We start from the raw sequence: 22,416 nt of genomic DNA, 5'->3' as shown, positions 1-22,416 counted from the left end.
TCAGATTTTCAGCACTTCCTTCACAAAGGGAATGGTGATTTTGCGTTTGGCCATGAGCGACGCCCGGTCCAGTTGTTCCAGGCACGCAAACAATGCGCCAGTGTGGCGTGGTGCCCGGTGCAGGATATACAGCGCCACGTCTTCGGGCAGGTCAAAACCCCGCCGGCGGCTACGCTGGCGCAAGGCGGCCAGCTTATCGCTGTCGTTGAGGGGTTGCAGCTGGAAGGTCAGCCCCCACTGCAGGCGCGAAGCCAGGTCAGCCAGCTCCAGCCCGAGCCCGCGGGGTGAGCGCCGTGCGCCCAGGAGCATCTGGCCACCGGCATCCCGCACCCGGTTGAAGAGGTGGAACAGCGCCGTCTGCCAGGCCGGCTGCTCCTGTAGCAGGTGCATGCCGTCGATGCAGATCAGCTCTACCTCTTCCAGCCCGTCCAGGATGACCGCTGGATCCATGGGCAGCAGCTCTTCCAGGGGCAGGTACTGGAAACTGCGTCCGCTGTCCTCAGCGCTCTGGCACACAGACTGCAGCAGGTGGCTGACACCGGATCCCTCATCACCCCACAGGTAAATCAACTGCTCTGGCAGGCCGCCAGAGGCAAATCCCTGCAGGGCAGCCACAACCTGCCGGTTGGGGTCCTCGGGGGACAGGTAAAAGTTATCGAACGTGGCGTCATCGCGCAGTGACACCCCCAGGGGGAGCTGCTGCGGCACACCGCTTTGCTTATTCATCTCACTGCCAGCGATAACGCAGGGGGTTCTCCGCGCTGCCGACGGGCGCGCGATAGCCACTGAGGTCGATCGGATCCTGTTCCGACTCAGCCCGCAGCTTACGGTTCAGTGCCAGGGCGTCGCGCAGGTTGCGCATGGCCACACCGGTGCTCAGCGCAAAACGCATGCGCTCCCCGTCCACCTGTAGCAGGTCCGCTCGGCTGACCTGGGCGAGACCACGCAGGTAGGCCGAAACCTCGTTGTAATCGGCAAATGTAGACACGCCCACCAGTTCCAGGACCACAGAACTGGTCTCGCCGCCACCGGCATCCGGGCGCACCGCATAGCGCTGGGCCAGCAGGTTGGCCGCCTCGTCGATCCCCTGCTGGGCCACGGCTTCAAGCGAATCCCCGGTGGCATCAAAGGCATAGCTGCGGCCGCCGTGTAGCAGCAGCCAGTTGCCCTGCCAGCGCCCTTCGGAAAGCTGCAGCAGTCGCCCCATCAGGCTTGCATCCGGCTGGTAACGCGCCGCGGCGTTCTTTGCCGCGCGCTCATCCTGAGCCCAGAGGTTGCCCAGCGGCAGGGCGCGGCGATCGGTGCTGTCCAGGGCCGGGAAGTCCAGCGGCAGGCCGCGCGCAATGCCAGCGGCGTCCAGAGCGGAAAAGACTTCCGGGGACTCGATCTCGCTGAGGTAGCTGCGGCCGTGTTGCAGCGAATCCACCGCCAGCCAGACCAGCGTACCGGGACGGTTGTTGGGCCACATGGGCAACTGCAGTTCATGGACCTTGGCCGCCACAGCCTGGGGGTCGAACGTCAGCTGCACGTAAAGCTGGTCGTCCTCGGTGAGATAGCGATAGCCCTGCATGAACGACTGCGCCTCGCGCAGCGCCGGGCTCAGCGCCCCGCTGCCGGCAACCGCAGGATCACCGGTCACCCGCACAAAGACCTGCTCTAGGCCGCGGCTGGCCGCGGCTGCACGGTCACTTGCGCTGCGGCTGGGGACGGGCTCCGCCACCTCGTACAGGTCAGCGATTACCCGAGCCTGAGCCAGCGACATCGTTAGGCACAGGGCAAGGGCAAGCAACTTCGTCGCTGTTGCCATACCGCACCGGACCAGCATCTGCATCTCTTCAACTCCCCAAAACCACTTGTTCTGTTGACCGGCCAGTGCACGGCTGTAGGGCCCGGGTGACGGGCGCCAGCACGGCTTTCGGCCTGTATCGGGCCCGGGTTAAAGCGGGCCAGAGCGGCTATTGTATCAGTGTCGGTTTTTTCTCCCAGCCCCGAGTTCGCACATTTGGGGGAAATTCCTCTAGAATACGCGCCCTCCGACAGCCCATTGCAGGATGAATCATGAGCGATTCCAAGCCACAGTCCCTCAGTTACAAAGATGCCGGTGTCGACATCGACGCGGGCAATGCCCTGGTCGACCGCATCAAGCACGTCGCCAAGCGGACCCAGCGCCCGGAAGTGATGGGCGGCCTGGGAGGCTTTGGCGCACTGTGTGAGCTCCCCAAGGGCTACAAGGAGCCCGTGCTGGTCTCGGGCACCGACGGTGTCGGCACCAAGCTGCGCCTGGCGATGGACCTCGGTATCCACGACACCATCGGCATCGACCTGGTTGCCATGTGTGTGAATGACCTGGTCGTGGCCGGCGCCGAACCCCTTCTTTTCCTCGATTACTACGCCACCGGCAAGCTCAATGTGGACATCGCCGCCGAGGTTGTCAGCGGCATCGGCCGCGGTTGTGAGCTGGCCGGCTGCGCCCTCGTGGGCGGCGAAACCGCCGAAATGCCCGGTATGTACGAGGGCGACGACTACGACCTGGCGGGCTTTTGCGTAGGCGTGGTGGAAAAATCCGGCATTATCGATGGCAGCAACGTCGCCGCCGGCGACAAGCTGATCGGCCTGGCCTCAAGCGGCCCCCACTCCAACGGTTATTCACTGGTGCGAAAGGTACTGGAAGTCAGTGGCGCCGACCTGAAACAGGATATGGGCGGCGTGACACTGGCCGAGGCCCTCATGGCACCGACCCGGATCTACGTCAAGAACCTGCTGGAGCTGATCGGCAAATCCCAGGTCAACGCGCTGAGCCACATCACCGGCGGCGGCCTGCTGGAAAATCTGCCACGCGTCCTGCCGGAGGGCACCTGCGCCAATATCGATACTACCAGCTGGGAAATGCCGCCGGTTTTCGAGTGGCTACGCCAGAGCGGCAACATCGACCGGCGTGAAATGTACCGCACGTTCAACTGTGGTGTGGGCATGGTCATCTGCGTGCCCGCGGACCAGGCCAACGAGGCGCTGGACATCCTGCGCGAGGCAGGTGAGGAAGCATTCATCATCGGCAGCATCGAGTCCAGTTCCGGTGGCGAGGCAGTGGAACTTTCGGGGCTCTGATGGCGCAGAAGAAATGTCGGGTGGCGGTGCTGATCTCCGGCAGCGGTACCAACCTGCAGGCACTGATCGACGCTGCCGCGGGCAACGATAGCGGCTATGAATTGTGCGCGGTCATCAGCAACAAGGCGGATGCCTATGGCCTGACCCGCGCTCGCGACGCGGGCATTCCCGTGTCGGTAGTCAATCACCGCGATTACGCCGACCGGGAATCGTTCGATCGGACCCTGATCGAGAGTATCGACGGATATGGCGCAGAGCTGGTGGTGCTGGCCGGTTTCATGCGTATCCTCACGCCCGAATTCGTCCGCCATTACCGTGGTCGCCTGCTGAATATCCACCCTTCCCTACTGCCCAAGTACCAGGGTTTGCATACCCACCAGCGGGCGCTGGAGGCCGGTGATACCGAGCACGGCGTCACCGTGCATTTCGTGACGGAGGAACTCGACGGTGGCCCGTCCATCCTGCAGGCGGTAATCCCGGTGGAGCCCGGCGACACTGCGGAAAGCCTCGCCCGGCGCGTCCAGGTACAGGAACATATTATTTACCCGCTTGCAGTGCGCTGGTTTGCCGAAGGGCGGCTGCGCATGGCCGGCGACCACTCCGAACTCGACGGCGAGCCTCTCCCTGCAACCGGGAAACTGATCAGGAGCTGAACAGATATTCCCTGCCCCATTGCGGGCACTTTTTGCAGCAGGCAATGGTCAAAGCTATCGTAGGGCCCTGGGATTGGCCGGCAACCCATTGCCGGCCCCGGAAACCCTGCCAGCACGAACGCCATCAGGAAAAGGGAGATCGCCGTGCCCGTTCGCCAGTCCATACTCTTTCTTTTACTAGCCAGTTTTGCTGTCATTAGTCGCGCCCAGGTGCTGGAGCCATTTTCCGCGACCTATTCCGCCAGCTATAACGGCATCAAGGTAAAGGCCGAGCGCAAGCTCTCCGGCAACGGCGACGACTGGCGGCTTGATTTCCGGGCAGATTCGTTCCTCGCCGATATCCGTGAGCATTCGCGTTTTTCCCTCTCTGATTCGCGAATCACACCCCGCCACTACGAGTACCACCGCACAGGGCTCGGCCGGAACCGGCACACAGCGCTCAATTTTGAAGATGGGCGCGTCGTCAACATATCGGAACCGGACCGCACGCTCGAGAATCCACCCGGGGCTATCCACGACAAGATCAGCTACCAGTTGCAGCTGGCGCTGGACGTTGCGGCCGGCAAGGAAGACCTTGTCTATCAGGTCGCAGATGGCAAGCGAGTGCGCACTTACCGCTTTGCCGTTACCGGCACCGAGACGCTACAGACGCCCCTCGGGCCGGTAGACACAGTAAAAGTGGAACGCGTGCGTGAGGAAGGAGCAGATCGCTCCACTTACATCTGGTTTGCACCCACGTGGAATCACGCGCTGGTGAAATTGATGCAAGAAGAAAATGGCGAAACCTACCAGATTTCCTTGACCAAATTCTCCACCCCGGGAGACAGTTCCCGCCAAGACTGAAAAGTTTCGAACAGTACGTAAAAATAAAGAAAAAGTGGCGCGAAATGATAGATTTTTCGCGTTTTAGTCTTTATAAAGTGGCCCGCTTGCCCTGAAACAATATTCTGGCGCTGCTAGAATTTTTGAGTCAGGGAATCGATTGCGAACCCGGGAACCTGAACGGGGTTCTCCATCGCACCACCGTGACTGTTTCACGGTTGCTGAGCGATGATTTAGTAAACAGCAATTCAAAACAGAGTGGGACCTCATGAAAAAGAAACTTCTGCGTCGTGCAGTTCTGGCTGCAGCAATCAGCACCGCCTCCAGCGGTACCATGGCCGCGGGTTTTTACCTGCAGGAAACCAATCCTGCTGGCCTTGGCCGCGCATTTGCGGCGGAAAACACCATTGGTGACAACGCCGCCATCCTGAACCGCAACCCAGCCGGTTCTGCTCTGTTTGACCGGATTTCCCTGTCCGCCGGTGTTACCTACGTCAATCCCGAGATCGACGCAGCCGGCGACATCGACTTTACTGTTGTGGGCACCAACCCCATTACCGGCCAGCCCGTGCCGCTCGCCCAGGTGGGGCCATTCCGCGACACTGCCAACGACTATGCCAGCGATGCCTTTGTCCCCGACTTCGCGCTGGCCGTTCCCTTTGACGACTGCTGGTCATTCGGCCTGGGCATGTTCACTGACTACGGCCTGGAAACCGACTTCGAACCGGACTGGCTGGTGACCCATATTGCCGATAAAACTGAGCTGCTGACGGTCAATATCGCCCCCTCCGTGGCTTACAACTTCAATGACCAGTTCAGCATCGGCCTGGCGGTGAATTTCATGTACGCCGACGCGACGCTGAAGACCAAGGTGCCGCGCAACCTGAGTGAACAGACCGGTCTGTTCCTGCCCGACGGATCTGGCATCCCCGAGCTGAGCATCCTCGACCTGGATGGCGACGACTGGGATGTAGGCTGGACCCTCGGCGCCCTGTGGCAGATCAATGAAAACTCCCGCTTCGGTATCTCCTATCATTCCGAGCTGGATCCGAAACTCGAAGGCGACGTCAATTCCCAGGCCCTGCCCAACAACATGGGTGGTGTCGGCCTGCGGAACGCCTCCGCTAACCTGACCCTGGACCTGCCGGATACGCTGGAGCTGGGCTTCTACCACCGTTTCAACAGCCAATGGGGCCTGGCCCTCGGTGCCATGTGGACCGACTGGGATGACTTCGAGCGACTCGAAGGTTTTATCCCCAGCCAGAAGTTTGGCGTCGATCCCGAGCCCTACAACCCGCTGCTGATCAAGGAAGAGAACTTCGAGAGCGGCATGCGTTACAGTGTTGCAGGCGAGTACTATCCCTGTGAGGAAGTTACCTTGCGCATTGGTTACGCCTACGATGAAGGCGCAGCGCGGGATGGCCTGTTTGACGAAGAGACCGCAAGCTTCGGCCGCCCGATCACCTGGCGCACCCTGTCCATCCCGGACACCGATCGCCAGTGGGTGACCTTCGGCGGCACCTATAAGTTCAGCGACGAGTTGTCGGTTGACGGCGGCTTCGCCTATCTCTGGGGTGACGACGAGACCATCCAGGAAGGCAGCGTAATCCCGACCGATTCCCTCGTCGGCCCAGGCACAGCCCTGGTCACCTACTTCGATGGTGGCACTACCAATATCGAAGCCTGGCTGGCCGGTGTTTCCGTGAACTACAACTTCTGATCCCAGGACCGGGAGCAGATTCAAAAGGCCGGGCAGCCACTGCCCGGCCTTTTTTGTTGGCCAGTGGTGTGAAAGCGTCACCCTGGAGCAACGCCCCATCATTGCGCAAACGCTTTCCCGCCCGCACCACCATAGAGCCTGTAGCACCGGCTATGCCTCCGCGTCATGCGGCACAACATTATATTTCTCCCCGCATCGCCCCCGCCACGCGCCACGACACCGGGTAAAGCCGGTGCAATGCGCGGGATTGGATGCTCGAAGCCGGATCATGCTGCACGGCCAAAGCACATTGGCATGATGTGTGCTTCTATCCAGCTGAGTCCCCGGAAAAAAGGCTGCCAACTGCACCTCCGGAGAAAGCCTCGGCTTTACCACTTACCGTGAAGCAGTACCTGTACAGGTAATCCAGGGACAACGGTAATCACAGGGCAGCAATACACATTCACGGCAGGTGCGAGCCTGCAGGTAGCCGAGCAAAGACGCTCATTGATCCAGTGCCAAAGGTACCGATCAATGGGCGTTTTTTTTTGGCTTGGGGAAATACAGGACAACGGCACAGGAGAAAGGCAGATGAGATGGAAAAAACCATTCGGGACGCTGGCGGGTGCGGCCATATTTTTGAGCGGGCTGCTAAGCGGGACAGCAACTGCCGAGGCGGTGGAACTCGGTTATCCGGAAAAGGAGGAGCTGACGTTTGGCTTTATCAAACTGACCGATATGGCGCCCATCGCCATAGCCTACGAGAAAGGCTTTTTCGAGGATGAGGGGCTGTACGTCACCATTGAGGCCCAGGCCAACTGGAAAGTGTTGCTGGACGGCGTCATCGATGGCCGGCTGGACGGCGCCCATATGCTGGCAGGCCAGCCGATCGCAGCCACCATGGGTTTTGGTACCCAGGCCGAGATCATTACGCCGTTCTCGATGGACCTGAATGGCAACGGCATCACCGTTTCCAACACAATCTGGGAGCAGATGAAACCGCATATTCCCAAACGGGAGGATGGCCTGCCCGCTCGCCCCATCAAGGCCGACGCCCTTAAGCCCGTGGTGGAGCAATACCAGGCCGAAGGGAAGCCGTTCAATATGGGTATGGTATTCCCCGTTTCCACCCATAACTACGAACTGCGTTACTGGCTGGCTGCAGGCGGTATCCACCCCGGCTTCTATGCACCGCATAAGGGCGACATCTCCGGGCAGATCGACGCGGATGCACTTTTGTCAGTCACCCCCCCTCCACAGATGCCGGCCACGCTCGAGTCCGGAACCATCTACGGCTACTGCGTGGGCGAACCCTGGAACCAGCAGGCGGTATTCAAGGGCATCGGGGTACCGGTGGTTACCGACTATGAAATCTGGAAGGACAACCCGGAGAAAGTCTTCGGTATCACCAAAAAGTTCGCGGAGCAGTATCCTAATACGACCATTCGCCTGACCCGGGCGCTGATTCGCGCCGCCATGTGGCTGGATGAAAACAACAATGCAAACCGCCCCGAAGCGGTGAAGATCCTGTCCCAGTCCCACTACGTGGGCGCCGACCGGGAAGTAATCGCCAACAGCATGACCGGCACTTTCGAGTACGAAAAGGGCGATAAGCGTCCCGTGCCGGACTTCAATGTCTTCTTCCGCTACAACGCCACCTACCCCTATTACTCTGACGCCATCTGGTACCTGACACAGATGCGGCGCTGGGGCCAGATTCCAGAAGACAAGAGTGATGAGTGGTACAAGAACCTGGCCAAACGTGTCTATCGGCCGGATATCTACGAGGCAGCGGCCCGGTCGCTGATTACAGAGGGCCTGGCGAAAGCGGAACAGTTCCCCGACTTTGACGCCGAGGACGGCTTCCGCGCACCACAGACCCACTTTATCGACGGCATCGTGTACAACGGCAGGGAACCCAACGCCTATATCGACAAGTTTCCCATTGGCCTGAAGAGCGGCGAGAAACTCTGATGATCCATCTACCTGTCGCCGGGTAAGCCCACGCACTGCCCGGCAGCAAAATGACTCAAAGAGATCACCGAAAATGACAAGCAGCACCTTTAATACCGGCAAGATATTCAACTGGCGTTTGCAGCTGACCAGCCGCGGGCAGCCCCTTCGGCTACTGAACCTGCTGGCGCTGCCGGCGACGGGAGTGCTGGTTTTTCTCCTCTTGTGGACGGTGGGCGCCCGCAATATCGACACCTCGCTGGGGAAATTTCCCGGGCCGGTCGCCGTGTGGGAGCAGTTCGGCGCGCTCTATAGTGAGCACCAACGCTCACGGGACAAAGAGGCGGCCTTCTACGAGCGCCAGCGGGAGCGCAACGCGAGGAGGCTGGCCGAGGACCCGGATTACGAAGCGAAAATACGGGACTATACCGGCAAGGAGACCTTTATCGACCAGATCGGCACGAGCCTGGTCACAGTAATGAGTGGCTTCCTGCTGGCAGCACTGATCGCCATCCCACTTGGGATTGCCATCGGCCTCAGTCCGGCTCTGAATGCCGCTTGCAACCCGATTATCCAAGTGTTCAAGCCAGTCTCACCGCTGGCCTGGCTGCCACTGGTGACCATGGTTGTAAGCGCGGTATATGCCACCCCGGACCCGATAATCGCCAAGTCGTTTATCAATTCCATGATCACTGTGACGCTGTGCTGCCTGTGGCCCATGGTGATCAATACTGCCGTGGGTGTCGCCTCCGTTGACCGCGACCTACTGAACGTCAGCAAGGTTCTGCGACTTCCCGCGCTGGAACATGTCCGACGAATCGTACTACCCGCCTCCGTACCCATGATCTTTACCGGTATGCGTCTCTCCCTTGGGGTGGCGTGGATGGTACTGATTGCGGCGGAAATGCTGGCCCAGAATCCCGGGCTGGGGAAATTTGTCTGGGATGAATTCCAGAATGGCAGCTCAGACTCACTCGCGCGCATCATGGCCGCAGTTGTCGTTATCGGCTTTATCGGCTTCCTGCTGGACCGCTCAATGCTTCAGTTACAGAGGTTCTTCTCCTGGGACAAGGACACGGCAACTCACTGAAACACAACTGCCCGACTATCTCGCCGGACGATATTCCCGGCCATCCTGAATGAGGTTTTCCATGAGCACACTTCTAGATATCAGCCAGGTAGGTATGGAGTTCCCCACCCCGAGTGGCCCTTTTACGGCCTTACGGGATATCAACCTGAAAATCCGCCAGGGCGAATTTGTGTCCCTGATCGGCCACTCCGGCTGTGGTAAATCCACAGTCCTTAATATCGTTGCCGGCCTGCACCGTGCCACCTCCGGGGGAGTGATCCTGAACGGCCGCGAAGTCACCGAGCCTGGGCCCGAACGAGCCGTGGTTTTCCAGAACCACTCGCTCTTGCCGTGGCTAACCGCTTACGAGAATGTGGAGTTGGCGGTAAAGCAGGTCTTCCGCAAGCGAATGTCCCGCCCTGAGATCCGGGAATGGATCGATCATAACCTTGAACTGGTACACATGACGCACGCCGCACACAAGCGCCCCGGGGAAATCTCCGGCGGCATGAAGCAACGGGTGGGAATTGCACGCGCCCTTGCCATGCAGCCCAAAGTCCTGTTGATGGATGAGCCCTTTGGGGCACTGGATGCACTCACCCGCGCACATATGCAGGACTCCCTGATGGAAATACAGGCTGACCTGAAAAACACTGTGATAATGATCACTCACGATGTCGATGAGGCCGTGCTGCTATCCGATCGCATTGTCATGATGACCAACGGCCCCGCTGCCACCATCGGCGAGGTCCTGGATATAGATCTTGAACGCCCACGCCATCGCCTGGAACTGGCGGGTGACAGCCACTACAACCACTACCGCGCGCGGGTGCTGAAGTTCCTGCACGAACGACATGCCAAACCCGGCCTTGATCGGAGTCAGCGACAACCAGCTCCTGTAGCTGACGAAACAGTACAGGGCTCTGCCCGCGATACCGGGAAAGTCGTCGACGCCGCCTGATTCAGGCTCACTCTATCCGTTACCGACGGGGCATATTTCTTCACCACCCTCCTGACATTGTCGGTAACAGACGATGACAACCGGGTTGTGCCTGGAGTAAATTGATTGTCGAAAAAATGGAGACCAAAAATGAAAAGAACCACTCAAAATATTTTCCGGGGCCTGCTGGCCCTCGCCGTGACAATGGCACACTCCCACAGCGCCATCGGCCAGGACACACCACTGGAACAGGAGCCAGCAGTGGACAGCCTCGCCGAGGCACTACGCCAGGGCAATGCCACACTGGATTTCCGCGCTCGTAGTGAAACAGTGGATGTTGAGGGCACTGACTCTGTCGACCTGTTCAGCCTGAAAACCCGGCTCACGCTCGCCTCGGAAGAATACCGGGGCTTCAGTGCCATGCTGGAAATGGATGATGTGACCCACATCACCGAATTCGAAGGTGGGATTGCGGACCCGGAAGGTACCGAGGTCAACCAGTACATTCTCGCCTATTCAACGGGAGCCACGACCCTCAGGTACGGCCGACAGCGTATCCTGCTGGATAACCAGCGTTTTGTCGGCGGGGTCGGCTTTCGCCAGAACGAGCAAACCTACGATGGCTTCAGCCTGAGTAACACCAGTCTTGAGGACACCACGCTGTTCCTCGCCCATATCGACAACGTCAACCGGATCTTCGGCGAGGACAGCCCGCTTGGCGACCATGAAAACGATACCTACCTGTTCAATGCGAGGTACGAAGGGATTTCCCTGGGTGCCCTGTCCGCCTATGCCTACCTGATCGACAACGAGACCGCGCCACTCTTCTCGACCGATACCTACGGCGTGCGCTTCGCCGGCGGCACGGGCAACCTCGATTACCAACTGGAATATGCCACCCAGACTGAGGCCGGCGACAACCCCGTTCCATACACCGCAGACTACGTGCTGGTCGACGGTGCATACGAGCTGGGACCGATCAAACTCGCCGCAGGATACGAACTCCTGGGTGCGGATGGCGGCGACGGCCAGTTTATTACCCCGCTCGCGACACTGCATAAGTTCCAGGGCTGGAACGACAAGTTCCTCGGTGGTGGCACCGGCAATATTCCCGGCGGAATCGAGGACACCTATGTCAGCGCGGGCACGACCCTGGCTGGGGTAAAGCTCGCACTGAACTACCACCAACTCAGTTCTGATGATCCCGAAACCTCAGGCATGAAGAAACTTGGCAGTGAATATGGCTTCCTGCTTGCCGGCAAGGTCGGTGTGGTAGGGATGAGCCTCAAATACAGCCAGTACCAGGCCGATGAATTCAGCGTGGATACGGAAAAGCTCTGGTTAACGGCACAGGCACAGTTCTGACTGTCAAAACACAGGAGGAGCCTGGCACTAAGCCAGTGCCAAGCCATAAAAAAAGCCCGGCAATAGCCGGGCTTTTTTGTTTCGATCTGTCGCGTGGCGAGCGGTGCTCGCAACAGTATCAAGATCACGCCTTTCCTCGCCATCCATGGCGAAACTTCATCGTGTTCGATCAGGCCCCGGTCCGGCCGTCCTCGGCCGGTCGAATAATCAAGCAGCGGGCAGTACTCGCGCTCGAGCCGACATTCAGCGTTATCGTCGCCATCCATGGCGAGATTTCATCGTGTTTGATCAGGCCCCGGCCCGGGCCGTCCTTGGCCGGTCGAATAATCAAGCAGCGAGCAGTACTCGCTATACGCTTGATTATTCCCAACCGCACTGGCGACCCTGGTTTTGCTCTTCCAGGTAAGTCATCAGCGGCTGGAAGTAATCGATGATGGCCTCGGCATCCAGCTCGCGCTGGCCTGTCAGGGCTTCCATCGCATCCGGCCACGGCTTGCTGGCACCCATGGCCAGCATGTTGCGCAGCTTCTCGCCCGCCGCCTCGTTGTTATAAATCGAGCAGCGGTGCAGCGGCCCCTCGTGACCGGCAGCCTCGCATAGTGCACGGTGGAACTGGAATTGCTGGATCCGAGCCAGGAAATAGCGCGCATAGGGCGTGTTACCCGGGATATGGTACTTGGCACCCGGATCAAAATTGGCCTCGCTGCGGCTCACCGGGGCCTGGATACCCTGGTAGTCCTCGCGCAGCTGCCACCATGCCTTGTTGTAGTCGCTGGGCTCGACTTCGCCACTGAAGACCTGCCAGCGCCACTTGTCCACCATCAATCCGAATGGCAGGAAGGCGATCTTGTCCAGTGCCTGGCGCATCAGGAAGCCCATATCCTTGCTCTCGTCCGGGACTTCGTCCATCAGGCCGATCTGCTTCAGGTATTTCGGTGTGATGGAAAGAGCGATTGCATCGCCCACCGCCTCGTGGAAGCCATCGTTGGCACCCTCCTGGTAAAGGAAAGGCTGGTCGTTATAGATGCGCTGGTAAAAGTTGTGGCCCAGCTCATGGTGAATGGTAATAAAGTCATCTGCCGTTTTCTGGATACACATCTTGATACGGATGTCGTCCTTGTTATCCAGGTTCCAGGCACTGGCATGGCAGACCACGTCGCGGTCCCGCGGCTTGGTGAACTGGGAGCGCTCCCAGAAGGTCTCGGGCAGTGGCTTGAAGCCCAGCGACGTGAAGAAACGCTCGCCGACCTTGACCATTTCCTTTTCGTCCATACCCGCATCCACGACCAGCTGGGTCAGGTCGTATGGGGCTTCCATATCTTCGTCCTTGACCACATCGTAGATGTTGCCCCACTCCTGCGCCCACATATTGCCCAGCAGGTGTGCCGGAATCTTGCCGTTGGGCGGCACCACGTCGTCGCCGTAGCGCTCGTTCAGCTTGGCACGCACATGGCAGTGAAGCGCTTCATACAGCGGCTTGACCTTGCCCCACTGTGCGTCCATGTCGGTAGAGAAGGCATCCGCCTGCATATCGTACTTGGAGCGCCACATCTCGCTCAGGTCCTTGTAACCCAGCTCCCGGGCACCGGCATTGGCAATCTCAACCTGGCGCTCGTACAGCGGTTTCATGGGCGGGGACACCTTGCGCCAGCCAACCCACAGCTCCTGCAGCAGCTCCGGATCGCGACTCTCTGCCATCAGGCGGCCCATCTCGGTCAGGCCGTAGCATTTTTCCTCGTCGCCCTCGCCGGTGCAGTACTTGCCGGAGCCATACATACCCTGGAGCTTGGAGCCGATCTGTGCCAGCTCCGCTGTCAGTTCCGGGTCCTGGGGCGCTGGCAACACCAGCCCCTGCTTCAGCATGGTGAGCTGGCGGCGGGTTTCCGCGTCGAGTTCCAGGTCATCGAAGCGGGCGGCTTCGTTGGCCAGCTCGACGGCGAGGGAGGTAAAGCGTTCCGAGGCCAGGGCCTCGGTGTACTGGGAATCTACATTGATGTAAGTAGCCGCGAGCCAGGACGCGTGGGCACCCTCTTCGGCCATCTTGGCCAGTCGCTGCTGCGCCTCTTCCAGGAATGCCTTGGCATCCTGGGCAGTCACCGCGCCATTGCCGGATTCACGGGTACCGGTTTCAGTGGCAGACCCGCCTGCTCCAGCGCCGGCGCTCTCCGCGGTCATATTTGCTGTGGCGTTGTCAGTCGCGGCATCTTCGGGCGCGTCCTGGCGGCTATCACAGCCAGCCAGCACCACCGCCACTGCGGCGGCCAGGGCAATCTTCTTCATCAGCTCCCTCTCTGCTTTTCAGTTATATTTGACGACGTTTTATAGCATAAGCGCGGCCCCGGGCGGGCTGCAGCCGCCACAACACACGCACATCGGCATGAAATTCCCCCGACAAGCCGGGAAAAAAACAAAAATCCTGCAAAACCGGGATCTGGCGTCTGTATGGGGATAATAGTGCCCGGGCGGGCGGGGAATTGGAGGCAGCCCAACCAGCACACCCTCGGCACATGACATCACTGCTACCGTTGCTCCCTTCCGGGCCTGGCGGAGTTCACAGCTGTTCATTGCGAGGGGACCGGAAGGGCCGCCACTGCAAGCTTCGACCCTGCTTCAGTGCCGAAGAGGGCGCGATTATAGAGACTCAACGGCGCGAGTTCCACCCCCTTAATCAGGTTATACTGTGCAACGCAGTAAACCCGGAAGTTTTAACGCCTGAGGAACCTCATGCACCTCTTTGTCGACAACCTGATCAATATCGATTTCAGCTACCTCGATCACCACCGCGGCCTGGTCGGCGAGACCTGGCTGGCCAACGCTGCTCTGGACGGTGCGCTGGACGAACAGGGGATGGTGTGTGACTTTGGGGTCGTAAAGAAAACCCTGCGCCATTGGCTGGACGAGGAGCTGGATCACCGCCTGCTGGTGCCGACCGCTTCGCCCTACCTCTCCCTGAAGGAAAATGGAAACCAGGTATCTGTAGACTGGCAGCTCGAGGGCGGCGAGCGGATCACTGTCAGCGGCCCCCGCCAGGCGTTTGCGCTGGTGGAGGCCGACTCTATCGATATGGACAGTGTCGCCACCTGGAGCGTCGGGCAGCTGGCCAGCGCTTTCCCCACCAGCGTGGAAAAACTGCAGTTATCATTCAGCTGCGAGGAAATCACCGATGCTTTCTATCATTACAGCCACGGGCTGAAAAAACACGCGGGGAACTGTCAGCGAATCGCCCACGGTCATCGTTCCCGTATTTGCATTTTCGTCAACGGCGAGCGCAGCGCCCAATGGGAGGAGCGCTGGGCCGAGCGCTGGCGGGATATCTACCTGGGAACCCGTGAGGACCTGGTGGCCGACGGGGATACTGGCCGGCTGCATTTCGCCTACCGGGCGCAACAGGGCCAGTTTACCCTGGAGATTCCCGCCGATCACTGCGAGCTGGTCGACTGCGACACCACGGTGGAACAGCTGGCCATGTATATCGCCAACAGCATTGCCGCCGAAGAGCCCGGCCACGATGTGCGTGTGCGTGCCTACGAGGGGCTGGGCAAAGGTGCGGTGGCCAGCGCACGCGTCTGAAGGGCAGCGGCTGCTGCCTGCCCGGTTTCCTGTATCGAGAGCTTCCCCGACGTGAACCTGATTCTCCTGCACCCTGAAGATTTTATTGAACCCAACCGTGCCCGGCTCACCGGTCGCCGGGCCGAGCATATCCTTAAGGTACACCGCGCTGCAGAAGGAGAGCAGTTGCGTGTTGGCCTGCTGGGTGGCGACATCGGCAGCGCGATCGTCCTCGGGCTGGGCAACCAGCAGGTTGACCTGGAGGTCTCTGTCACGCCCGCCGACCCACCGCCGCCCCCGTTGCCGGTAAAACTGGTGCTGGCCCTGCCACGCCCCAAAATGCTCAACCGCATCGTCCAACACGCCACCGCCATGGGCGTGAAAGAAATCTACCTGATCAATGCCTACAGGGTGGAAAAATCCTACTGGCAGACCCCGTGGCTGGAAGCGGAGAAACTGCGCGAACAATGCCTGCTGGGGCTCGAACAGGCGGTGGACACGGCAATGCCCCGTATCGAGTTGCGCAAGCGTTTCAAACCGTTCGTGGAGGACGAGCTTCCAGCTATCAGTGCCGGCACCCAGGCGCTGGTGGCGCATCCGGTGTCGGCCGCCCCCTGCCCCGTGGACACGGACCAGCCGGTGACACTGGCGGTGGGCCCGGAAGGCGGGTTCATCCCCTATGAAGTGCAGAAACTCCAGGAGCAGGGGTTTGCAGCCGTGCACCTGGGACCCCGGATACTGAAAGTGGAAACGGCACTGCCCGTGCTACTGTCACGACTCCACCCGGCCCGCTGACCCCTCTGCCGCATTTCCCGGACATAAAAAAGCCGCGTAAAAACGCGGCACTAAACTGGTGACTTGAGCCACCGGGTCTCACAGAGTGGGGGCCAGCATGCCCCCGGGGAGAAACTCCCTACAAGGCCGGGCAGTCCCCGGCCAAATCACAAGCAGCGTCACTTCGCGTTAACTCTTTCGGTACGGGGTTCAGGCCACTGCACCTTCTGCCGCCGCCTCTTTCTGCAGCGCCAGTTTCGGGTCCACATACTCATAGCCCAGCACATCGGCAACTGCCTGGTAGGTCACCATACCGGCGTGGACGTTCAGGCCCTCCAGCAGGTTGGCGTCGTCCAGCAGTGCCTGCTTGGCGCCCTTGTTGGCCAGCGCCACAGCGTACGGCAGGGTGGCGTTGTTGAGGGCCATGGTGGAGGTGCGCGCAACACCACCCGGCATGTTGGCTACACAGTAGTGCACCACCCCGTCGACAACGTAGGTCGGCTCCTGGTGGGTGGTCGCCTTGGAGGTCTCGAAGCAACCACCCTGGTCGATGGCCACATCCACAACGACCGCGCCTTTCTTCATGCGGCTGATCATGTCACGGGTCAGCAGCTTCGGTGCCGCGGCACCCGGGATCAGGACCGCACCCACAACCATGTCTGCTTCCAGGGCATGCTGCTCGATCGCGTCGTTGGTGGAGTACTCGGTGCGCACGGCGCCGCCGAAGATATCGTCCAGCTGGCGCAGGCGCGGCAGCGAGCGATCCAGGATAGTCACGTCAGCGCCCATACCCAGGGCCATCTTGGCCGCGTTGGTGCCCACGACACCACCACCGATGATCAGCACCTTGGCCGGTGCTACGCCGGGCACGCCGCCCAGCAGTACGCCCAGTCCACCCTGCGCCTTCTCCAGGTGGTGCGCACCGCACTGCACGGACATACGGCCCGCAACCTCGGACATCGGCGCCAGCAGCGGCAGGCCACCGGTACGGTCGGTTACGGTCTCGTAAGCGATGCAGGTAGCGCCGGACTTCACCAGCAGCTCGGTCTGCTTGGGGTCCGGGGCCAGGTGCAGGTAGGTGTACAACAGCTGGCCGGGGCGCAGCATTTCGCACTCGTGCGGCTGCGGCTCTTTCACCTTGACGATCATGTCGGCACTGGCGAAGATCTCTTCCGGAGTGTCGATGATCTTGGCACCCGCCTGCTCGTACATTTCATCGGTAAAGCCGATGGCGGAACCACCGTCTTTCTGCACGATCACTTCGTGACCGTGGCTGATGAGCTCACGAACACTCGCCGGCGTCAGGCCGATACGGTACTCGTGGTTCTTAATCTCTTTCGGTACACCGATCAACATTTTTATCTCTCCCAGTGTTCTGGCTGATGCGCCGGTTTTTCAGGTGACGGGTACAGCACCCTGCCTCTGTGATTTCACCCAGTATAAGCACACGGTTAGAGTGTATTTATGTAAGATTTTCTGCTTTACTAGTGGAATCCACTGCTTATGACCCTTGAAAGACCGTTTTTTAAGCAAACCAATCAGTCCGGAGCCCGACGATGCGCAAACGCGCCAGTGAATTGAGCACCATTGACCGCAATATCCTGCGGGTCCTGCAGAAGAATGGCCGCACCAGCTATGCGGAACTGGCCCGCCAGGTGGGCCTTACCGCGACTCCCTGCATCGAGCGGGTCAAGCGCCTGGAGAGCGACGGAGTGATCCAGGGCTACACCACCCTGATCAACCCCGAATTCCTCGATGCGGCACTGGTGGTCTTTGTACAGATACGCCTCAACCGCTCTGCCCAGGATGCCTTCGAGGAGTTCCGCAACGCCGTGGCGGAATTACCGGAGGTGCAGGAGTGCTACCTGGTGTCGGGTAACTTTGACTACCTGATCAAGGCGCGGGTGGCCGATATGAGTGCCTATCGCAGGTTCTACGGGGAGACACTGCTGACCCTGCCGGAAGTGCAGGAGTGCACGAGCTACGTGGTCATGGAGGAGGTAAAGGAGACCCTGGAAGTGCCGGTGCACTACAACCGGTAGACAGGGCTCACCCGGGAGGGGGAACCATGGCCAGGGCAGGCTACCCCGCCCGGCCTGGCTGCGCCTCAGTAGCGGATACCAAAAGCGCGATAGACGAAACCGATCACCCAGGCCGGGCCGATCAGCAGGAACTGCAAATCCTTGAAGAAAGATGGCTTCTTGCCCTCGATATGGTGGCCGACAAACTGCAATACCCACATGGCCACAAATACCCCCAGCGCTGTCTGCCAGACCGGCACCCCGATGCGGTCAGCCACTCCCCAGCCCCAGAAACACACGGCGCTCAGCGCCGCCATGCCCAGGGCCACGGGGAACGACAGCATCAGGTAAAAAACCAGCGTCGGCACCAGGGCCACCACGGCCCAGTTCAGCCAGGGTATGACAGACATAAAGCCGGGCTGGGGGATTTCCCACAACAGTCCCACCACAGTGGCATAGATGGCCGGCACCGCCAGCCAGTGGATCGCTTTGTTGACCGGGTTCCGGTGGCTCTCGCCGTATTCCGCGAACCACTCCTCTGCAGTGCGCATGCTCACATCCTCGCTTATTATCATTCTCTTAGTGGCTAGTGGCTAGTGGCTAGTGGCTCCAATCATCCGGCAGCAGCGCCCGGGAATCAATATCCCCCGGTACTCAGGGATAGCAGCGGGTCAGCGCCGCACCACCGCTTCCAGCTGGAGCCGGTACAGCTCGGCCATGGCCTCGTCGAAACAGCAGAAGACGACCCTTTTCGGTGCGACGTCCCGCTCCAGGTGCGGCTGTACCTCTTCCACGGCAATCTCAACCGCCAGCTCCGGCGGATAGTCGTAGACACCACAGCTGATGGCGGGGAATGCGATCGAGTGGATATTTTCGCGACGGGCCAGGGCCAGGCAGTGCCGGTAACAACTGGCCAGCAATTCGGGCTCACCCAGGTTGCCGCCACGCCAGACTGGCCCGACCGTGTGGTAAATGCGTTTGACGGGAATTTCAAAGGCGGGAGTGGCGCGCACTTCCCCTACGGGACAGCCACCGATCCTGCGACAGGCCTCATCCAGGCCCGGGCCCGCGGCCCGGTGAATGGCGCCGTCGACGCCACCCCCGCCGGCCAGCCGCTGGTTGGCGGCATTGACGATTACATCGACCTGCAATCGAGTGATATCACCGACATGGACTTCGATCACTCAGTATCTCCAACCGCTTATTAAACGAATTGCTGCGGATGGACATCCTTTTCGCTCTACAGCTGCCCCACTGCCGGCACGCGGCTGCGGGGACGGCCACTGAGAACGCTGCCGGCCAGGGCGTTTCCCACGCCGTCCGGGCAGCCCCGGCAGCGCTTGCGGCAGGCGGGCGCCGTCAGGAGCCCAGCAGCTGCCGGTGGCGCGCTGCCACCGCGGCGGGACATTTCGTCGCCGCACTAACTATCACGATAGCAGCTGCAGAGAGAACGAAGCCCGGCAACAGCTCATACAGGTCAAAGATCCCACCGGACAGCTGGCGCCAGACCACCACCGTCAGGCCTCCGACGATCACGCCGGCAATGGCCCCGGCACCGGTCATGCGCGACCAGAACACGCTGATGAGGGTGGCCGGACCAAACGCCGCGCCAAGGCCTGCCCAGGCATAAGCCACCACGTCCAGCACCTTGGATTCCGGATCCATGGCCACCGCCACCGCAATCAGGGACAGCGCCACCACGGCCCAGCGGCCGACCTTCACCATCGCTTCAGGGCTGGTCTTGCGCCCGAACCAGACATGGTAGATGTCCTCAGCCAGCGCCGCGGAACTCACCAGCAGCTGCGAGTCGGCGGTACTCATGATCGCCGACAGAATGGCCGCCAGCAGGATGCCGGCCACCAGGGGATGGAACAGGGCCTCCACCAGCTCCATGAATACACGCTCTCCATCCGGCAGTGTCTGCGCCAGTTCCAGGTGGCCGAAGAGCCCCACGGACATGGCACCCAGGAAACCGAACAGGGACCAGACTGCCGCAACCGTGGCCGCTGTGGGCACATCCTCGGGGCGGCGCACCGCCATAAACCGGGCGACAATATGGGGCTGGCCGAAGTACCCCAGGCCCCAGGCCAGCGAACTCAGGATGGCGGCAATACCCAGCGCCTGCCCGGTGTTGTCCTGCATCCAGTGCATCAGCTCCGGCACCTTGTCGTGTAGCCGGCTCCAGCTGGCCGCAAAACCGCCCTCATCATTGATCACCACCAGCGGCACCGCCACCAGCGCCAGGCTCATCAGCAGGCCCTGGATCACATCGGTCCAGGATACCGCCAGGAAGCCACCGAACAGGGTGTAGGAGATCACTGCCGCGGCCCCGATCAGCACCGCCCACTTGTAGTCCCAGCCGAATACGGTCTCGAACAGCTTGCCGCCGGCAATGAGGCCTGAGGCCACGTAGAAGAGGAAGAACAGCAGGATAAAGAATGCACACACGGTGCGCAGGTAGGGGTGGCCCAGATTGAACCGCCGGTGCAGGTAGGCGGGCACCGTCAGGGCGTCATCCAGCTCGTAGGTATAGATACGCAGGCGCCGGGCCATGGTAGTCCAGCTCAGCACGATGCCGGAAAACAGTCCCAGCGCAATCCATGCCGAGGACAGCCCGCTGGCATAGGCGGCGCCCGGCAGCCCCAGTAGCAGCCAGCCACTCATATCCGACGCGCCGGCACTCAGAGCCGCTACCGCCGGCGGCAGCGAGCGGCCGCCGAGGAAGTAATCGCTGGCATCCCGGGTTCGCAGGTAGGCGATAACACCGATCGCCAGGATCATCGCCAGGTAGGCGACAAAAGTAAGCGCAATAAGCCATTGTCCAGACATAGGGTGGTTCCTTGATCCGTGGTGACCACAGCAGCTGACCCGTGCCGCGACGCACGAATACAAAAGATTGCGCCAGCGGGCTTCAGAATAGATCCTGCGGCCGTTTTTTTTGTTTATTGCGCGCAAATCTACCCATTAGCTGGCGGCAACTCAAACCACAAACTAAACATTGGGATAGATACGGAAAAACCTGACAACACTATGGGCATTTGTCTGGACGAATTACGACTTCTGGTCATTCGTCCCACACTCAAGCATCTCAGGGCCTGGTCAGCCGGTATGGAAAACCTGCTACTGGGCACGGCCGCACAGGAATCACAGCTGGGTTTCCACCTGAAACTGGGCCGTCGCCACGGTCTCGGCCTGTACCAGATCCAGCCCCACACCCACCGGGAAATCTGGGACAGATTCCTGATCAACCACCCTGCCCTGGCCTCCAAGGTAAGGGGACTGGCCAGCCAGCGGGATTTCCTCGACCACCCCCACAGCGAGCTCACCACCAACCTTCGCTACGCCACCGCGATCGCCTGGCTGGTCTACCGTGCCGCCGGGATCGACCGGGTCGATGAGGCAAATATACGCACCATGGCGAAACTGTGGCACCGGCATTTCCACCATGGCCCGGCGGCCAGCGCCCGTGACTTTGTGCACAGTTATACCGGGCTGGTGCTGGGCGACCTTACAGATTCAATGCGTCAATATAACGCGGAGCCTGCTCCTGCTCCGCATCCGGCGCCCACTCCCCGGGCGTCCAGGAGTGCACCTGCCGCTCAATTGAGCGTCCAGACGGCTCGCTAGCGGCGGGCTCAGACCGGTCCAGCTCCAGGCTGTTGAAATCATAGAGTTCCGTGTCCGCCAGCTGCGACGGCGACACCCGGGTCAGCGCCGCGAAGATATTCTCCGAGCGACCCGGGTACTTGCGGTCCCACTCCCTCAGCATCTGCTTGATTGCCTGGCGCTGCAGGTTCTCCTGGCTGCCGCACAGGTTGCAGGGAATGATGGGGAACTCTTTGTGCGCGGCAAACTTCTCGATGTCCTCCTCGCGGCAGTAGGCCAGCGGGCGAATCACGATATTGCGGCCATCATCCGCGCGCAGTTTCGGTGGCATGGCCTTCAGGCGTCCACCATAGAACATATTCAGGAACAGGGTCTCGACAATATCGTCCTTGTGGTGCCCCAGGGCCACCTTGGTGGCACCGATTTCTTCTGCGAAGCCATACAGGGTACCGCGGCGCAGGCGTGAACAGAGACCACAGGTGGTCTTGCCCTCGGGCACAACCTCCTTGACCACCGAATAGGTATCCTTCTCCACGATGTGGTAAGGCACTCCCAGGGATTCCAGGTACTCCGGCAACACGTGCTCGGGAAAGCCAGGCTGCTTCTGGTCCATATTCACCGCCACCAGCTCGAAGTTCACCGGGGCGGTCTTCTGCAGGTTGAGCAGGATGTCCAGCATGGCATAGGAATCCTTGCCACCGGACAGGCACACCATGATCTTGTCGCCGTCCTCGATCATATTGAAATCGGCGATGGCGCGGCCCACGTTGCGGCGCAGGCGCTTCTGCAGTTTGTTGAATTCCAGCCGCTCGCGGCGGTTTTCCAGTTCGGACATGGTGTTACCCTGACAACAGCTGCGG

20 protein-coding genes and 1 other RNA gene are annotated in these 22,416 nt (G+C 60.5%); 11 read left to right on the top strand and 10 right to left on the bottom strand.

The window, feature by feature from the left end; translation table 11 throughout:
• Together hda and LVD11_RS13985 are read right to left on the bottom strand one after the other, a co-directional pair.
• Positions 1 to 726, bottom strand: coding sequence for a DnaA regulatory inactivator Hda (gene hda / locus LVD11_RS13990; protein WP_237060032.1), 726 nt, complete (start codon positions 724 to 726; stop codon positions 1 to 3).
• 1 nt (position 727) lies between these two features.
• Entirely contained in the window at positions 728 to 1,807 is a 1,080-nt protein-coding gene (locus LVD11_RS13985) for a DUF2066 domain-containing protein (RefSeq protein ID WP_237060031.1), read from the bottom strand.
• Positions 1,808 to 2,058: 251 nt separating this feature from the next.
• On the opposite strand from LVD11_RS13985, the gene purM reads away from it, so the two are divergent.
• From purM to LVD11_RS13945, 8 genes are all read left to right on the top strand, one after another.
• Complete coding sequence (gene purM, locus LVD11_RS13980; RefSeq protein WP_237060030.1) at positions 2,059 to 3,105, top strand: phosphoribosylformylglycinamidine cyclo-ligase; 1,047 nt, start codon at positions 2,059 to 2,061, stop codon at positions 3,103 to 3,105.
• Positions 3,105 to 3,758, top strand: coding sequence for a phosphoribosylglycinamide formyltransferase (gene purN, locus LVD11_RS13975; RefSeq protein WP_237060029.1), 654 nt, complete (start codon positions 3,105 to 3,107; stop codon positions 3,756 to 3,758). Before purM ends, purN begins: the two co-directional genes overlap by 1 nt.
• 144 nt (positions 3,759 to 3,902) lie before the next feature.
• Positions 3,903 to 4,601, top strand: a complete 699-nt coding sequence (locus tag LVD11_RS13970) for a DUF3108 domain-containing protein (RefSeq protein WP_237060028.1) — start codon at positions 3,903 to 3,905, stop codon at positions 4,599 to 4,601.
• A 247-nt stretch (positions 4,602 to 4,848) separates the two neighbouring features.
• A complete protein-coding gene (locus LVD11_RS13965; protein ID WP_237060026.1) occupies positions 4,849 to 6,300 on the top strand; it encodes an OmpP1/FadL family transporter in 1,452 nt (483 codons plus the stop codon).
• Between the two features lie 570 nt (positions 6,301 to 6,870).
• On the top strand, positions 6,871 to 8,253 hold the full coding sequence (locus LVD11_RS13960) for a CmpA/NrtA family ABC transporter substrate-binding protein (protein WP_237060024.1): 1,383 nt from the start codon (positions 6,871 to 6,873) through the stop codon (positions 8,251 to 8,253).
• Positions 8,254 to 8,326: 73 nt separating this feature from the next.
• Entirely contained in the window at positions 8,327 to 9,322 is a 996-nt protein-coding gene (locus LVD11_RS13955; RefSeq protein ID WP_237060022.1) for an ABC transporter permease, read from the top strand.
• Positions 9,323 to 9,383: 61 nt separating this feature from the next.
• Positions 9,384 to 10,262, top strand: a complete 879-nt coding sequence (locus LVD11_RS13950) for an ABC transporter ATP-binding protein (protein WP_237060020.1) — start codon at positions 9,384 to 9,386, stop codon at positions 10,260 to 10,262.
• 129 nt (positions 10,263 to 10,391) lie between these two features.
• Positions 10,392 to 11,606 (top strand): alginate export family protein, encoded by a 1,215-nt coding sequence (locus tag LVD11_RS13945; RefSeq protein WP_237060018.1) that lies wholly within the window; start codon positions 10,392 to 10,394, stop codon positions 11,604 to 11,606.
• A 360-nt stretch (positions 11,607 to 11,966) separates the two neighbouring features.
• Here LVD11_RS13945 and LVD11_RS13940 read toward each other — a convergent pair whose 3' ends face one another.
• Together LVD11_RS13940 and ffs are read right to left on the bottom strand one after the other, a co-directional pair.
• Entirely contained in the window at positions 11,967 to 13,886 is a 1,920-nt protein-coding gene (locus LVD11_RS13940; protein ID WP_237060016.1) for a M2 family metallopeptidase, read from the bottom strand.
• Between the two features lie 204 nt (positions 13,887 to 14,090).
• An RNA gene (gene ffs, locus LVD11_RS13935) (signal recognition particle sRNA small type) lies at positions 14,091 to 14,187 on the bottom strand.
• A 143-nt stretch (positions 14,188 to 14,330) separates the two neighbouring features.
• Between ffs and LVD11_RS13930 the strand changes: the two genes are divergently transcribed.
• Together LVD11_RS13930 and LVD11_RS13925 are read left to right on the top strand one after the other, a co-directional pair.
• Positions 14,331 to 15,176, top strand: coding sequence for a 6-carboxytetrahydropterin synthase (locus LVD11_RS13930; protein WP_237060014.1), 846 nt, complete (start codon positions 14,331 to 14,333; stop codon positions 15,174 to 15,176).
• Positions 15,177 to 15,227: 51 nt separating this feature from the next.
• Positions 15,228 to 15,950 (top strand): 16S rRNA (uracil(1498)-N(3))-methyltransferase, encoded by a 723-nt coding sequence (locus tag LVD11_RS13925; protein ID WP_237060012.1) that lies wholly within the window; start codon positions 15,228 to 15,230, stop codon positions 15,948 to 15,950.
• Positions 15,951 to 16,139: 189 nt separating this feature from the next.
• Here LVD11_RS13925 and ald read toward each other — a convergent pair whose 3' ends face one another.
• A complete protein-coding gene (ald, locus tag LVD11_RS13920) occupies positions 16,140 to 17,285 on the bottom strand; it encodes an alanine dehydrogenase (RefSeq protein WP_237060010.1) in 1,146 nt (381 codons plus the stop codon).
• A 200-nt stretch (positions 17,286 to 17,485) separates the two neighbouring features.
• Here ald and LVD11_RS13915 point away from each other — a divergent pair, with 200 nt between their 5' ends.
• Complete coding sequence (locus LVD11_RS13915) at positions 17,486 to 17,971, top strand: Lrp/AsnC ligand binding domain-containing protein (RefSeq protein ID WP_237060008.1); 486 nt, start codon at positions 17,486 to 17,488, stop codon at positions 17,969 to 17,971.
• Positions 17,972 to 18,036: 65 nt separating this feature from the next.
• On the opposite strand, the gene LVD11_RS13910 is transcribed toward LVD11_RS13915, so the two are convergent.
• The 5 genes from LVD11_RS13910 to ttcA all read right to left on the bottom strand — a co-directional run bounded on the left by LVD11_RS13910 (position 18,037) and on the right by ttcA (position 22,391).
• On the bottom strand, positions 18,037 to 18,501 hold the full coding sequence (locus LVD11_RS13910) for an Mpo1 family 2-hydroxy fatty acid dioxygenase (protein ID WP_237060007.1): 465 nt from the start codon (positions 18,499 to 18,501) through the stop codon (positions 18,037 to 18,039).
• A 120-nt stretch (positions 18,502 to 18,621) separates the two neighbouring features.
• The gene (locus LVD11_RS13905; RefSeq protein WP_237060006.1) at positions 18,622 to 19,134 is read right to left on the bottom strand and encodes an O-acetyl-ADP-ribose deacetylase; all 513 of its coding nucleotides are present in this window, start codon (positions 19,132 to 19,134) and stop codon (positions 18,622 to 18,624) included.
• A gap of 175 nt (positions 19,135 to 19,309) precedes the next feature.
• Positions 19,310 to 20,779 (bottom strand): sodium/proline symporter PutP, encoded by a 1,470-nt coding sequence (gene putP, locus LVD11_RS13900; protein WP_237060005.1) that lies wholly within the window; start codon positions 20,777 to 20,779, stop codon positions 19,310 to 19,312.
• 315 nt (positions 20,780 to 21,094) lie between these two features.
• Complete coding sequence (locus LVD11_RS13895) at positions 21,095 to 21,430, bottom strand: hypothetical protein (RefSeq protein ID WP_237060004.1); 336 nt, start codon at positions 21,428 to 21,430, stop codon at positions 21,095 to 21,097.
• 28 nt (positions 21,431 to 21,458) lie between these two features.
• On the bottom strand, positions 21,459 to 22,391 hold the full coding sequence (gene ttcA, locus LVD11_RS13890; RefSeq protein WP_237060003.1) for a tRNA 2-thiocytidine(32) synthetase TtcA: 933 nt from the start codon (positions 22,389 to 22,391) through the stop codon (positions 21,459 to 21,461).
• Between the last annotated feature and the right edge of the window lie 25 nt (positions 22,392 to 22,416).

Source organism: Microbulbifer sediminum (genome assembly GCF_021729035.1).
In the GTDB taxonomy this organism is placed as follows: Bacteria; Pseudomonadota; Gammaproteobacteria; order Pseudomonadales; family Cellvibrionaceae; genus Microbulbifer; species Microbulbifer sediminum.
The sequence above is the reverse complement of the archived record's forward strand: the minus strand, read 5'-3'. Positions and strand labels throughout refer to the sequence as shown.